The organism is Amycolatopsis sp. (genome assembly GCF_025464955.1).
Lineage (GTDB): Bacteria > Actinomycetota > Actinomycetes > Mycobacteriales > Pseudonocardiaceae > Amycolatopsis.
This window is the reverse complement of record NZ_JAODNM010000147.1, coordinates 1-14,157: the sequence shown is the minus strand read 5'-3', so window position 1 is coordinate 14,157 and position 14,157 is coordinate 1. Positions and strand designations below refer to the sequence as shown.

Annotated in this window: 14 protein-coding genes; 8 read left to right on the top strand and 6 right to left on the bottom strand. The window is 67.1% G+C overall.

Going from position 1 to position 14,157, the window contains the following annotated elements:
• The gene (locus JWQ81_RS37810; RefSeq protein WP_297549393.1) at positions 1-1,059 is read right to left on the bottom strand and encodes a methyltransferase; all 1,059 of its coding nucleotides are present in this window, start codon (positions 1,057-1,059) and stop codon (positions 1-3) included.
• A 158-nt stretch (positions 1,060-1,217) separates the two neighbouring features.
• On the opposite strand from JWQ81_RS37810, the gene JWQ81_RS37805 reads away from it, so the two are divergent.
• The 5 genes from JWQ81_RS37805 (at position 1,218) to JWQ81_RS37785 (ending at position 7,052) form a co-directional block, all read left to right on the top strand.
• Entirely contained in the window at positions 1,218-2,465 is a 1,248-nt protein-coding gene (locus tag JWQ81_RS37805) for a cytochrome P450 (protein ID WP_297549391.1), read from the top strand.
• Positions 2,466-2,475: 10 nt separating this feature from the next.
• The gene (locus tag JWQ81_RS37800; protein ID WP_297549389.1) at positions 2,476-3,627 is read left to right on the top strand and encodes a nucleotide disphospho-sugar-binding domain-containing protein; all 1,152 of its coding nucleotides are present in this window, start codon (positions 2,476-2,478) and stop codon (positions 3,625-3,627) included.
• Positions 3,620-4,594: an aldo/keto reductase gene (locus tag JWQ81_RS37795; protein ID WP_297549388.1), complete on the top strand. Its 975-nt coding sequence runs from the start codon at positions 3,620-3,622 to the stop codon at positions 4,592-4,594. The genes JWQ81_RS37800 and JWQ81_RS37795 overlap by 8 nt, the downstream gene beginning before the upstream one ends.
• Before the next feature lie 589 nt (positions 4,595-5,183).
• Positions 5,184-6,554, top strand: a complete 1,371-nt coding sequence (istA, locus tag JWQ81_RS37790; protein WP_297549386.1) for an IS21 family transposase — start codon at positions 5,184-5,186, stop codon at positions 6,552-6,554.
• A gap of 120 nt (positions 6,555-6,674) precedes the next feature.
• Positions 6,675-7,052, top strand: a complete 378-nt coding sequence (locus tag JWQ81_RS37785; protein WP_297549385.1) for an ATP-binding protein — start codon at positions 6,675-6,677, stop codon at positions 7,050-7,052.
• Between the two features lie 43 nt (positions 7,053-7,095).
• Here JWQ81_RS37785 and JWQ81_RS37780 read toward each other — a convergent pair whose 3' ends face one another.
• Entirely contained in the window at positions 7,096-7,533 is a 438-nt protein-coding gene (locus tag JWQ81_RS37780; RefSeq protein WP_297549383.1) for a DUF6262 family protein, read from the bottom strand.
• A complete protein-coding gene (locus JWQ81_RS37775; protein ID WP_297549381.1) occupies positions 7,530-8,594 on the bottom strand; it encodes a tyrosine-type recombinase/integrase in 1,065 nt (354 codons plus the stop codon). The genes JWQ81_RS37780 and JWQ81_RS37775 overlap by 4 nt, the downstream gene beginning before the upstream one ends.
• Positions 8,595-9,220: 626 nt before the next feature.
• Here JWQ81_RS37775 and JWQ81_RS37770 point away from each other — a divergent pair.
• The gene (locus JWQ81_RS37770) at positions 9,221-11,677 is read left to right on the top strand and encodes a glycoside hydrolase family 3 N-terminal domain-containing protein (RefSeq protein ID WP_297549378.1); all 2,457 of its coding nucleotides are present in this window, start codon (positions 9,221-9,223) and stop codon (positions 11,675-11,677) included.
• A 58-nt stretch (positions 11,678-11,735) separates the two neighbouring features.
• Here JWQ81_RS37770 and JWQ81_RS37765 read toward each other — a convergent pair whose 3' ends face one another.
• Both JWQ81_RS37765 and JWQ81_RS37760 read right to left on the bottom strand, forming a co-directional pair.
• Positions 11,736-11,879 carry a hypothetical protein gene (locus JWQ81_RS37765; RefSeq protein WP_297549377.1) on the bottom strand — a complete coding sequence of 48 codons (144 nt, stop codon included), beginning with the start codon at positions 11,877-11,879 and terminating at the stop codon, positions 11,736-11,738.
• 37 nt (positions 11,880-11,916) lie between these two features.
• Entirely contained in the window at positions 11,917-12,375 is a 459-nt protein-coding gene (locus JWQ81_RS37760) for a MarR family transcriptional regulator (protein WP_297549375.1), read from the bottom strand.
• A gap of 63 nt (positions 12,376-12,438) precedes the next feature.
• Between JWQ81_RS37760 and JWQ81_RS37755 the strand changes: the two genes are divergently transcribed.
• Positions 12,439-12,807 (top strand): VOC family protein, encoded by a 369-nt coding sequence (locus JWQ81_RS37755; protein WP_297549373.1) that lies wholly within the window; start codon positions 12,439-12,441, stop codon positions 12,805-12,807.
• Between the two features lie 182 nt (positions 12,808-12,989).
• The gene (locus JWQ81_RS37750; RefSeq protein ID WP_297549372.1) at positions 12,990-13,925 is read left to right on the top strand and encodes a phosphotransferase; all 936 of its coding nucleotides are present in this window, start codon (positions 12,990-12,992) and stop codon (positions 13,923-13,925) included.
• Between the two features lie 38 nt (positions 13,926-13,963).
• Here the strand turns inward: JWQ81_RS37750 and JWQ81_RS37745 are convergent.
• A partial coding sequence (locus JWQ81_RS37745) for a TetR/AcrR family transcriptional regulator C-terminal ligand-binding domain-containing protein (protein WP_297540100.1) occupies positions 13,964-14,157 on the bottom strand: 194 nt, incomplete at its 5' end.

The window sequence follows — 14,157 nt, the reverse complement described above, 5'->3', positions numbered from 1 at the left end:
TCAGCGGTGGCCGATGATGATTGAGTGATCGGCGAGGACTCGATGGCACTCCGAGTTCTGGAAATCGGCGTCGGCAAGCCATTGCGAGCACTGCTCGACGCTGTACTCGGAGCCTCCGCCCGACGCGAGCATGAAGGTGAGGCTGTAGAAGAGCCGGTGCAGGTCGAGCGGCGAGCCGTCGATCATGCGGTCGTACACGACCACGATCCCGCCGGGGTTGAGCGCCCGGTACGCACGCTGCATGAGGATCGCGCGATTTTCGGGGCTCCAGTCGTGCAGCACGTGCCCGAGGATCAGCACGTCGACCTGCGGCAGCGGATCGGCGAAGAAGTCGCCGGCCTGGAAGCCGACCCGATCCGTGGTGTTGAGGGCGGCCATGTGCTCGTCGAAGAACGGTTCGGACTGAGGGCGATCGAAGCAGATCCCCTTCAAGTGGGGCTGGGCGAGGACGAGGTTGGCGGCGAGGTTGCCGCGGCAGCCGCCGATGTCGGCGAAAGTCGCGTACTGCTCCCAAGAGACCAGGCGAGACAGCTCACCTGCCATCGCGGTGCTATGGGAGTCCATGGCCGTCATGAACCGGCGCACGCGGTCGGCCTCGGTGTGCACATTGACCCGGAACAAGTGGTCTCCGTCGTCCGGCGGGATCGGCGCCTGGGCCTGACCGGTGCGCAGGGCTTTCGTGAGCTTGCCCCAAGCCGGATAGAAGGTGTCGTTTGTCGTCTCGGCGAAACCACCGACGTAGGTAGGCTTGGCGCGGTCGAGGTAGCGCTCGCTGGCGGAGCTGTTGCGGTAGTGGCCGTCGTTCTCTTCTATAAGTTCGAGCGCGACGAGCACCTGCAGGAAGTGCCGACTCAACCGCGGGTGGAGGCTCAGTTCCTTGCGGAGCTCGTCTTCGGTCATGGTCACTCCACCGGCGAGCGTGGAGAACAAGTCGATCTCCACAGCCGACATGAGCGCCTTCGAACCGCAGTAGGCAAGCAGTACTTCGTGGAAGTGCTGCGGGGTGGGAGCCGCGGACTCGTGGTCTGCTCCGACCTCCGTAATTTCAGTCCTGGTCAACTCGGGTACCTGCCTTCGGGGAGTTACATCCGGCTTCGGCACCAGCGCACACGGTGGCACTCCAGCCCACCGTGATTCCCGGTGGTCGACCAATGCTCGATCACCGCACAACACGCGCGGCGGAGTCTCAAAGGAGAACCGGGACAAGGAGGCTGTCGATGTCCGGAACCACGCCTGAACCCGCCACGGTCGGAGACCAGTACGACCCGATCCGGCTGCAACCGTCCCCGTGGGATTTCTACGCCAGGGCGCGGCGCGAGGAGGCGGTCTTCTACGCACCCGCAACCGGCGCCTATATGGTGACCAGGTACGACGACGTCCGTCAGGTGCTGGGTGCTGTGGATACCTTCTCGATGGCCGGCGTGCTGCGGGTGATGGAGGTCCTCAGCGACGACGCCCGGGCCGAGCTCCAGAAGGCGTTCCCACCGTTCACACCGGATGAGGAGCCCGGCGACGCGGCACGGCTGAAAGCCCGCGAGCCGATCGCCCGCGCGTTCAGCCCCGAGCGAGTGCGCGCCATGCACACCGAGCTCTCAGCGACGGTACTCGCGCTACTCGACGCGCTAGACGATCAGGGGCCTGGGGACCTGATGATGACCGTGGGAAGACCGCTCCCGATCTACGGGAAGGCGATAGCCCTTGGCTTCCGCGGCGACGATCTGCCCGCGCTCGTGGAGGGCGCGTACGCGCTGTCCGTGCTCAGCTCTGCGGGGTCCGCGTTGGACGCGACGACGCAGCTGCACCTCGCCCGCATGGTCGTGCCCTACCAGACCATACTGACCGGCTATGTCGCCGAACGCATGGCCCGCCGAGGTACGGACCTCATCTCCCAGATCCTCACCGCCATCGCAGACTCCCCCGACGCGCCCGGCCCCCAGGCAGCGGCACGAACGGCCGTCGAGACGCTCATCGCGCTGATCGGGGCGGGTCAGAGCACGACGACGTCGTCGTTCGGGCTCGGGGTCTACCAGCTGCTGACCCACAGGGACGATTGGAAAGCGCTCGCCGCCGATCCGACCCTCGCCCCGGCCGCGGTCGAGGAACTGCTCCGTTTCGACTCGCCCATCCAGGCGCTCACCCGGCGCACAACGTGTCCGGTGGCCCTTGGCGGCGTCAAGTTGGAGAGCGGCACCGACGTCATGGTCGTGTTCCCATCGGCCAACCGGGACGAGGCGGAGTTCGAGGACGGCGGCCGGCTGCGGATCGACCGCAGCCCGAACCGGCACCTGACCTTCGGATACGGGCCCCGATCCTGTGTGGGTATGCACCTCGCCCGGGCGCTGCTTACCGCGGCGTTTGGCGAGCTCGCGCGACGGCACTCTGGCCTGCGCCTGGCGGGGAATGACGCGATGACGTTATGGCCGGGTATGCACCGGTTGGTCCGCACCCTCGACGTCGAGTGGTGAGGAACTCCTCGTGCGTGTCCTGGCCGTGACAAACCCCGCTGAGGGGCATTTCTTCCCGATGGTGCCGTTCCTGTGGGCACTGCGCGCCGCAGGGCACGAAGTCCTCGTGGGCGCTCCCGAGAACTTCCTACCGGAAATCACCGCGGCTGGCCTGTCCGCCGTAGCCACCGCGCCTCCGATGGACATGACGGCGGTGATGCGCCCAGACGCCGGGGATGACCCGCCACGGCAGCCGCCCACCGAGCGTGCTGCCCGGCAGGGCACCGGGCAGGGCTTCGGGCGGCTCGCGGCGCTCACCCACACCGGCGTGGCCGAGCTGGGCGCCGCGTGGCGCCCCGACGTGATCGTCAGCGAGACCTCGGCCTACGCGGCCGCCATCGCCGCCGCCCGGATCGACTGCCCCCACGTCGAGTTCCACTGGGGCATCCCGCTACACCCCGACGTGCGGCAGGCCGCGTTCCACTTCCTCGCCAGCCAGGGACTCCAACCGGGGCCCCGTTGGCGGAGCATCGGCGTGTGCCCACCCTCTTTCCTGCGAGACAGGTTGATCGCTCCGGACTGGGCCATGAAGTATGTGGCCTACAACGGAGCAGCCCGAGTACCTCCGCACCTGCTCACCCGGTCCGGTCGTCGCCGTGTTCTCGTGACGCTGGGCACGATGCTGCCCCGATACGGCGACGTCGGGACGCTCGTGACCGACATCGTCGCCTCCCTCGTCGAGCGTGACCTCGACGTCGTCGTAGGCATGCGCGGATCGGACCGAGCGAAATTGGGTGATCCCACGCGCCTGCCGCTGGCCGTCCGCGAGGCGGTCTGGACTCCACTCTCCGCCATCGTGGGCACCTGCGCCGCGGTGGTGCACCACGGCGGATCGGGAACGACCATGACATCTCTCTCGTTCGGCGTCCCCCAGGTAGCTATCCCGCACTTCGCCGATCAGTTCGTGAACGCCGAGCACCTGGTAGCCAGCGGATGCGGTGTTCAAGCCAGCAGCACCACTCCGGGACGCGAGATCGCCAGGCTCGTCGAACTGGTACTCAATTCACCCTGCTACGCCGACCGAGCCAGCTCGATCGCCCGAGACTGTCACGCACAGGCCGCCCCCACCGAGGTGGCCAGCCTGCTCGAACGATCGCTGATGAAAGGACTGTCCGGTGTCTGACCCTAAAACCACTACTCGCGATCTGGGCCTCGGCTGCCTGGGCATGATCGGCGCCTATGGCATCGAGGATCCAGAGCAGACCGCCGCCACCATCTGCACTGCATTGGAAAGCGGGATCGCCGTGATCGACACTGCCGACTACTACGGCGACGGAGCCAACGAAGAGCTGATCGGCCGCACACTGACCGGCCATCGCGACGACATCACGATCTCGGTGAAGACCGGTATCCGCTCCGACGCGGAGCAGGGCAAGATCCTCGACGGTTCGCCCGAGTACTTGCGCGCGGCATGCGACAACTCCCTCAAGCGCCTGGGCACTGATCACCTCGACCTTTACTGTCTGGCGTGGGTGGACCCGAAAGTGCCAATCGAGGACTCTGTCGGTGCGCTCGGTGAGCTGCTGGAAGCGGGCAAAATCAGGGGGATCGGCCTGTCCGAAGTCGCCGTCGGCACGTTACGGCGCGCCTGTGCCGTGCAGCCGATCTCCGCACTTCTCACCGAGTACTCACTTTGGGAGCGCCACGTAGAACCAGCGATCCTGCCGGCGGCCGAGGAGTTAGGTGTGCGACTGTGGGCCTACGCGCCGCTGGGCCGGGGTTTCCTTACAGGTGCCGTCTACGGCATGAGTCATCTCGACGAGGGCGACTGGCGCCACAATTTTCCCCGGTTCCTCGACGAGCACGTCGGCCACAACCTCGCGCTGCTCGGCCCGCTGCGCGGGGTCGCCGACAGTCACGGGGCGAGCATGGCACAGGTCGCCCTGGCGTGGGTGCTCTCGCGGCGCTCAGCTCCCCTGGCCCTCGTTGGGTGTAAGACCCCGCGGCACTTGGTAGAGAACCTCGAAGCAACGAACCTCGCCCTGACCGATCGGGACCTGGCCTTGCTGGAAAACAGTTTTCCGGCCGCCGCGATCAGCGGGGACCGTTACGCACCGATGGTTGCGGCACTGATGGACGACGACACTTGAAACAGCCTGGTGAGGTGCGTCCGGCCCGGACCGCCACGTGATTACAGCACGGTCGCTCTGCGAATGAAGCCATTCTTCGCCTAACCTACGGTTATCACCTCTTATCTAGGGGTGATCGTGAATTTCCCCTGGTGGTGGCCTATGCAGGTGGTCAAGGCACGTCAGGCATGTTGCGGTGCGCGTATCCGCTGGGATGCCATATGGCGGCCCAGGAGTGTCAGCGCTCAAGTATTTCCCCAGGTCTGAGGGGTTTTCGCTCACGTAATTACCCAGGGCGTCGCTCACGTAATTCCCCACCGGGAGGGTGAGCGTGTCGTCGGTGCTGGGTCCTCGCGAAGGAACACGCTTCACCGGTTCACATCGGGTGACCGGGGAGCGTAAGTGGCGAGGAGAACGTTCTGTCGGCGGACGCCGGAAGATCCGGGTGGGCAGACATCGGGCTCCGGGCTGGCGGACATGAAATCTCCGGATTGACGGACTTGGCCGTGGGGCGCGACACGCCCTGTTGATCAATGCAGGGAGGGGCCCTGCCCGGCGGGTTGGCTCTGGTTTGTGAGGTTCCAGACCAGCCGCCCGAGGAGGGCCCCTCGTGACCAAGTCTGACAGGAAAATCATGGAGATTCTGGAAGCGTTCGACCTGACACGCTGCGCTCACTCGGCCGCGCAGCTGACCGGAGTGGATGAGAAGACCGTCGCCCGGTATGTCGCGATCCGCGACGCCGGTGGCGACCCGACTGGGCGACCGGTGACACGGCCGAAGATCGACCCGTTCGCCGAGAAGATCGAGCAACTCGTGGAAGCCTCGGCGGGAAAAGTCCGTGCGGATGTGGTGCATGAACGCCTGGTCGCGATGGGGTTCACCGGCACCGACCGCACCACCCGCCGCGCGGTGGCCCGAGCCAAGGCCGCGTGGAAGGCCGGGCACCGGCGCAAGTACCGACCCTGGATCCCCGATCCGGGCATGTGGTGCCAATTCGACTGGGGCGAGGGCCCGAAGGTCGCCGGCCGGCGGACGCAGCTGTTCTGCGGATGGCTGTCCTGGTCGCGGTTCCGGGTGGTGATCCCCGTCTGGGACCAGACGTTAGGAACTCTGGTGTCCTGTGTGGACATGATGTTGCGGCGCATCGGCGGCGCCCCCACGTATCTGCTGACCGACAACCCCCGGACGGTGACGATGGATCGGGTCGCCGGGGTCCCGGTCCGTCACCCCGACATCGTCTCGATGGGCCGGCACTACGGCTGCAAAGTGGAGACCTGTGAGCCGTTCGATCCCGAATCCAAGGGCGGGTCGGAGAACACCGTCAAGATCGCCAAGGCTGTCCTCGTGCCGACGAGCGCGAACCTGCGACCGGAGTACGCCTCGTTCGCCGAGCTGGCCGACGCGTGTTTCGAGTGGTGCGAGCGGGTCAACGCCCGCGTTCACCGCGAGACCGCGGTGACCCCGATCGCGCGGTTGGCGATCGAACGCGCTTATCTGCATGTCCTGCCCGAACGCCCGCATGCGCTGGCGCTGGGCGAGGAACGGATCGTCGAGTCGGATCAGACGGTCAGGTTCGGGTCGGTGCGGTATTCGACCCCGGACGGGCATCAGGGCACCAGAGTCTGGATGCGCGTCGTCAGCGACGAGCTCCGTCACTGCAGTGACGAAGTCCGGGCTGGCCGAGATCACCCGCGACCGGCTCTCCACGCCGGGGAATCCGCGGATCCTCGACGCGCACTACTCCGCCGCCCGGTGCACCGGGTCGCCCCGGCCGCCGAAGATCCGGCCGCGGACCGCGACCGAGGTCGCGTTCCTCGCGCTGGGCGAAGGTGCGCATCGCTGGCCGGTGGAGGCCGCCTCGACCGGCGTCACCCGGATTCGGGTCAAGATGGTCAAGGCCCTCGAGCTCGCCGCCGCCCTGGATCCGCAGAGGGTCGACGAGACCCTCGGGCTGGCGGCGATCGCGGGCCGGTTCGCTGAGGAGGACCTGCCCTCGATCGTGGATCACCTGGCCACCTCGGCCTCGATCGGTGAGGTGGTCCGCCCGGATGAGGACCACTCGGCGCAGCCGGGGACCTCGGCCTGGGAGGCGTTGGGCGAATGACGGTCACCACGACGAACGGCCCCGCGTTGCCCGGCGAGCTCGAGGCGTTGCTGCGCCGGATGCGGCTGCCTTATCTGCGCAAAGCCGCACCGGAGGTCCTGGCGACCGCGCGGGCGCAGCGCTGGGACCCCGCGGAGGTCCTGCGGGTACTGCTGGATGAGGAAGTCGCCGGGCGCAACGCCGCGACCCGGCGCATGCGCCGGAAGAAAGCCCAGTTGCCCAACGGCAAGACGTTGTCGTCCTGGCGGCCGGAGGAGTCCTCGATCAGGGAGGCCACCCAGAACTCCCTGATCACCCTGGAGTGGATCGAACGGCGGGAGAATCTCGTGCTCAGCGGTCCGGCCGTTATCAACGGTTTGATCTTGAATTGGTGATGTTTCGGCAGGTCATTGCGTTCCTGCGATTGATGTGACGGGATCAGTCGTGGTTGTCGGGGGTGGTGTTTCCTGACCAACCCCGCCGGGTGAGTTCTCGTCGGAGGTCGAGGTTTTCGCCGTGGGCTTGCTCGAGGGCGGCATGTAGCGCCTGGGTTTCCTGTCGGTGTTGTTTCTTGAGGTGGGTGATTTGCCCGGTGAGAGCCAGCACCAGAGTGCTTTCGGAGTCCGCCGGCTTGGGCTTGGCGGGGGTGGGTCGGGCTTGAGCACGCAGGTGCTCGATGCGGCCGCGTAGTTCGGTGTGGTTGTAGAGGAAGGCGTGGGAAACGTCGGCTTCGCGTTGGACGGCCTGGAAGGTGATCGGTTCGCCGCGTTTGACGAGTGCGCGGATACCTTTCTCGGCGGCGGCGACTTTGGCTGCTGACTTGGCTTTGGCGGCTGCCGTGAGGACAGTGATGCGCTGAGCGCGGGCGTCGGTCATGGCCTGGTCCTCCGGTGGCGGGCGAGGTCGAGTGTGAGCGGGACCGGGCCCGCTGGCGCGGTGCCGCAGCCGGCGCCTTGCACTGCTCGTCCGGGGTTGTCCTGCATGGCGGTCAGCAGCCGGGTCAGGGCGGCGTATTCGGCTCGGCGTTGGGCGAGCCAGACGTTGTCCTCGGGCATCGGCTGGCCATGGCGTTGCTCGAACGCGGTGATGCTGCGGGTGATCAGGTCCTCGGTCTCGGTCAGCTGCCGTTGCAGAGCGGGGTGATGCGACTCGTCAGTGACGAAAACCGAGCAGGCCAAGCATGCGTTGCCCTTGTCGCAGGTTTGCAGCGGAGGCAACGTGCACCAGCCGTTGGGCAGGAACCGGTCGGCGCGGTCGAACAGGTGCATGCTGTCGTGGTCCTCGCGGGAGAACAGCACCCGGGTGCCGTCGGACTTCAGCTTCACGGTGGCCAAGAACGCCTGCTCGGCGTGCTCCTCGCGTTGAGCGATGTAGTGCATGGACATCGTCGGGCTGGCGTGCCCGGCGTAACGCTGCAGGACGTGGATCGGCAAGCCGAGCTCGGCGAGCCGGGTTAGCTTGGTGTGTCGGAAGCGGTGCGTGTGGCTCAGCTGCAGGGACCGGCTCTTGCTGTCGGTAATCCGAACGATTTTGCTGAACTCGCGCAGGATCCAGGTGTAGGTGCCGGCCGGGTAAGGCTTGGTGCCGGTCCTGTTGCCCTTGCGCTGTATGAACAGGAAGTGCGGCTGGAGTTCAGGGAACCGGTCACGGATCCACTGCTGTTGCTCTTCGATGACCGCGGCGACCTCACGGTCGACGAGGATGCTGTCCGGCGCGATATCGATCTTGCTTTGGGCGTAGCGAAAGCGGGCGACCTCCTCGCCTTCGGCGGTATCGACGGTTCGGTCGGGTACTGGGGAGAGACAGTCGAACTCGCAGGTGCGGATCTCGCTGGCGCGGCGGCCGGTGAGGATCTGCAGCAGGATCATGCGCATCGCCTGCGGATCGTCGAAACCCCGAGCGAGGACCTGCCGTCCGTCACCGCAGGTGATCGACATCTGTTCCTCGCCAGCAAGACCGATCAGAGGCAAGGCGGCGGGGATCTGCGCCAGAGCGTGATCGTCGATGTAGTGCTTGTCGTTCAGCTCGGGTTGATGCGGGATGCGGGAGACCTGGCGGAACCAGCTTGGCGCATGGGCTTCGGTGACGTGCTGGGCTGGACGTGAGCATCCTGCCGGCTGCCGGACTGCCAGAGCCTCGCGGCGGCATCGTCGTCCGGCCACTCGTGCCAAAGACGGTCCGGAACCTGGCTGCGGCCAGCGGCGCCCGCGCGTCCCGGGCTGCCCGCGCGTTCCTTGACCAGATAGACGCCCTCAGCCGCGTGGAACGCGGGTCAGCCGTCGAGGTACACGTGTTGGTAGAGGTTCCTGTCCAACGTCGTCGACGAGCTCGATGTCGGCCGGCCACGCCGTGAGTTGCTCGGTCCAGGTCTTGCGGAGCACGGGCATGTCGCCGTGCGTCCACGATGCGAACAGCGACCCAATCTCAATCTGGGACTGCCGTACTACCTCGTTCGATGCTTAAAGTAAGCCCTGAACAAGCCGCGGGGGCCACCGAGCACCCCGCGTTCCCACCCGCGCCGACAGTCAAAGGAAAACAACCAGACCCGACCAGAGGAGTCCCCGTGTCACCTACCCCACGTCCCCTCCGCCCGCGCACCAGAAGAGCCACGACCTGGGCAACGGTCGTCGCCGCCATCGCGGCGGTTGCTCTCGCGGGCAGCAGCAACGCCGTCGCCACCCCGTCCGCGACGCCGTGGCTGGACGCCAACCGGCCGATTGCCGACCGGGTCGACTCCCTCCTCCACGCCATGACGCTGCCGGAGAAGGTCGGCCAGATGGACCAGCAACTGGTCGACAACGTGACCAGTACCGCGACCGGAGCCTGCGGCGCCGACGGCTTCACCATGCCGAGCCCTGCCTGCCTGCAGCAAGTGCTGATCACCAACCACACCGGCTCGATCCTGGCCGGCGGGACCGACAATCCGATCGACACCACCGGCAAGGGCGGCGTCGGCAACACCGCCTTCGACTGGGCCAACAGCTACAACATGATCCAGCAGTACAACCTCAAGAACTCGCGTTTGAAGATCCCCCTGGTCTTCGGCGCGGACGCCGTGCATGGCTTCGGCCACCCGTGGCAGGCGCCGCTGTTCCCGCAGTCGATCGGCATGGGAGCGACCTGGGACCCCTCCGCCACCCAAGCGGGCGGTCAGGTGACCGCCAACGCCCTGCGGGCAACCGGCTGGAATTGGGCCTTCGCACCGGTGCAGGACCTCGCGCGGGACAACCGGTGGGGCCGCTTCTACGAGACCTGGGCCGAGGAACCAGTGCTCTCCGCGGCACTGGGCGCCGCCAACATCAAGGGCATGCAGGCCCCCGCCGGCAAGGGGTCGCTCAACGTCAGCGCCACCGTCAAGCACTTCGCCGGGTACTCGCAGTCCCTCAACGGCCACGACCGCAATGAGGCGCAGCTGCCACTGAACTACCTGCAGGACGTCATCCTGCCGTCGTACGCGGGCGGGATCGACGCGGGTGCCGATACGGTGATGGTCGACTCCGGCTCGATCAACGGCATGCCGGCCACCGCGTCGCACTACCTGCTCACCAATATCCTGCGCGATCAGATGGGCTTCAACGGTGTCGTCGTCAGCGACTACCAGGACGTGCCGGCCATCCAGACCGCCTACCACCTCGCGGCCGATCTGCCCGGTGCGATCGCCGCCGCCGTCAACGCGGGCGTCGATATGAGCATGGAGGTCAACAGTCCCGACCAGTGGCAGGCGGCGATCCTGCAGGACGTCAACACCGGCAAGATCTCCCATCAGCGCATCGACCAGGCCGTGGGCCGGATCCTGACGTTGAAGTTCAAGCTCGGCCTGTTCAACCAGCCGTGTGTGGCCGACCCGAACACGCCGTGCGTCGACGCGAACGCCGCCGACGCGGTGGTCACCGCCGGCCGCGACCAGACGCTCAAGGCAACGCAGGAATCGATCACCCTGCTGCGCAACCAGAACAACGCGCTGCCGCTGTCCCCGACGAGCAAGGTCGTCGTCACCGGCCCCAGCGCCGACTCGATGACCAACCAGCTCGGCGGCTGGAGCGTGAGCTGGCAAGGCGTTGCCGGCGCAGGGCACACCTGCTGTATGGGCGCACCCAACCAGATCCCACCGGGCACGACCTTCCAGGCGGGTATCAAGGCCGAGGACCCGAACGCGGTGTTCGCCCCCGACCAGGCCAGTGCGCTGGCCGCGGCACCCACCGCCAGCGCCTACGTCGTCGCGGTCGGCGAGAAAGCGTACGCGGAAGCGCTCGGTGACAACCCGGCGCCCGCGCTCCCGGCGGACCAGCAAGCCCTCATCACGGCTCTGGAAGCCACCGGCAAACCGGTGATCGTCGTTGTCGCCGCCGGTCGTCCTGTCGGCCTTGGCTCGGCGGAGAAGGCGAACGCGGTGCTGATGGCATACCAGGGCAGCACCGAAGCGGGGCAGGCGGTCGCGGACGCGATCTTCGGCAAGATCAACCCGAGCGGCAAGCTGTCCGTGAGCTGGCCCTCGGACGCTCCGACCGTCGGTGGCGATTTCGACGGCAGCGCGCCGTCCCCCATCGGTGACGAACCGAAATTCTTCGACCAGCTGCCAGGCACCGGTGGCGGTGCGGGACATGCCTACAACCCGCTCTACCCATTCGGTTACGGACTGTCCTACACCACGTTCGCGAACAGCGCGCTGACGGTGACACCCACCGTCCGCCGGAACGGTAACGCCACTGCGACGTTCACGGTCACCAACACTGGCTCCACGGCCGGTGTGGACATCGTGCCGGTCTATGTGGCACAGCCGGTCAGCTCGGTGCTGGTGCCGACCCAGCGTCTGGTGACATTCACCCGGGTTTCGCTGGCGGCGGGCCAGTCCAAGGTGGTCCACCTGTCGTTCCCGACGTCCACGTTGGGCGAGAGCCAGGGCGACATCGACGCGGCCGGACCGCCCACCGTCCAGGCGGGCAACTACATCCTGCAACTCGACAAGAACGACACCACGCCCTACGACGTCGACCTGTCCGCACCGTTCAGCATCTCCTGATTCCGCTGATGGGGTGAATCACTGGGCGCCGCGTCCGGCATCGGGCGCGGCGCCCAGCTCATCCAAAACGCATCCACATCGCCTCATAGCGGTCGCACAGCGCGGCGGGGCCGCACAGTCGCAGGGTCCGACCTACGTCGCCAAGCTGGTCGGCTTTCGCTTCCACGTCGGCTTGACCGAGGATGCCTGCACGGATTTTCATGCTCGACTGCACTCCTCGAGACACTCCGGGGAACGAGCTATGCACCGTCGTTGCCATCGCGCAGGGAATGGATCATGCTCTGCAGGATCCGGAACGCGCCTGACTGCTCGGTCTCGGTCATGCCGGCCAGCATTCTGACCTCCACGGACCGGACCGCTACGGTCGCCTTCTCGAGCCTCCGCCGGCCGCGGGGCGTGAGCCGCGTGGGAAGAACCTTCCCGACAGGTGCCTCCGCGGGCCTGGTCACGTGGCCCTCTCGTTCCAGGGCCTGGAGCAGCACGTTCATCGACTGCCGTGTCACAAACGCGCCCCGCGCGAGCTCGGAGTTCGACAAGCCCGGTCGTTGAGCCAGCAGCTCGAGGCAGGAGTAGTGCGTCACGCTCATCCCGAGTGGCCGCAGCACCGCCTCCATGGCCGCGCGTAGGGCGCTCGACGCCTCTTTCAGCAGGTAGCCCAGTGATTTGTCCAGGTCGACGCCGATACGGTCTTGACTCATGTCAGCATTCTGACATAGATTGACGCGTGTCAGAAGACTGACACGAAAAGAGGGAGCAGCATCATGCCCGCCACCGGCCCCGACTTCATCTCGCTCCAAGCGCGCGACCTCGACGCTTCGCAGGCGTTCTACGAGCAGTACCTCGGCCTCGTCCGCTCGCCGGTCGGGCCTCCGCACGCCGTCGTGTTCGAGACGAAGCCGATCGCGTTCGCACTCCGCGACGTCGTTCCCGGCACCGATCTCGCATCCGTTGCCCAGCCCGGCATCGGTGCCGCGATCTGGCTCCACGCCACAGACGTCCAGGCCATTCACGACGCGCTCGTCGCCGACGGTCACACCATCGTCTCCGCACCGATCGACGGCCCCTTCGGTCGGACATTCACCCTCGCCGACCCCGACGGCTACCAGATCACTCTCCACGACCGCGCTTGACAGGCCAAACGCCACCGGACCCGGCAGACCGCGGCTGCGCCCGACACTCGGGAATACGGGCGACGTGGTTCAGCGCGTCGAGAGCCGGATAGAGGTCGAGCCGTACGTTTTCCCCACGTGGCTTCAGGAGAGATGCTCTGGAGCTTGCGCATCGATCGCACGTCGGAACGGCCGGACCCAGTATGGTCGCACCGCATGACGAGATCGAGACCGAGATCACGGCGGGTCTCGTCCGCGACCTGCTGCGGGACCAGCATCCGGACCTGGCCGAGCTGCCGCTGCGCGAGGTGGAGGGCGGCTGGGGCAACCAGACGTGGCGCCTCGGGGACGAGCTGGCCGTGCGGATCCAGCGCATGGACACCGACCCCGGTCACCAGCTCAAGGAGCGCCGGTGGCTGCCGCTGCTCGCCCCACGCCTGCCACTGCCAATCCCCATCCCGGTGCGGACTGGTGCGCCCTCCGGGCGTTTCCCCAAGATCTGGACGGTCATGACGTGGGTGCCGGGCCTGCCCCTGGACCACGGGTCGATCACCCGCGGCGAGCACGCGGCCGACACCCTGGCAGCGTTCCTCCGGGCTCTGCACGTAGCAGCGCCAGCCGACGCACCGGTTGATACGGGCCGCGGCGCGCACCCCAAGGACTGCACGGACGGCTTCGAGGAGTTCTTCGACTCCGTCGACGCTGACGCGATCGGCTCCGACGCCGCCGACGTCCGAGCCATCTGGGACGACGCCGTCGCGGCCCCGGCATGGGAGGGTCCGCCGGTGTGGGTGCACGGCGACCTGCATCCCGCGAACGTCGTCGTCGCGGACGGGACGCTGGCGGGCGTTGTCGACTTCGGCGACCTGTCCGTCGGCGACCCGGCGTGGGACCTGGCGGCCGCCTGGGTGCTGCTACCGGCGGGCGCGCCCGCACGCTTCTTCGCCGCGTACGCGGAGGCTGACGACGCGACGGTCCGGCGCGCCTGCGGGCTGGCCACGCTGAAGAGCCTCTTCCTGATGCTGATGGGCCAGAACGGGGACCGCGGCCTGCCCGGCGGCAAGCCGGCGTGGGGTCCCGCGGGACGGGCGGCGCTCGACCGGGTCCTGAGCGAGCGTCTGACCCGATTCCACGAGTAAATCTGCGCCCGGCGCTGTGGCCGGGCTCCGGAATCACCTCATCCGACGACGAGAGGGAGGAGTACCTGGTCGACGATCTCGGTGATGTCCTTAGTGGTCAGGTCATGCGAGTCCAAGAGCAGACGTTTGATGACCAGTGCGTGCAACACCTCGAGGACCACCGGTGTCAGACGCTTCGACGACACTTCGCCGCGTTTGGCGGCGTCGCGCAGCAGTTCGGTCAGCGCGTCGA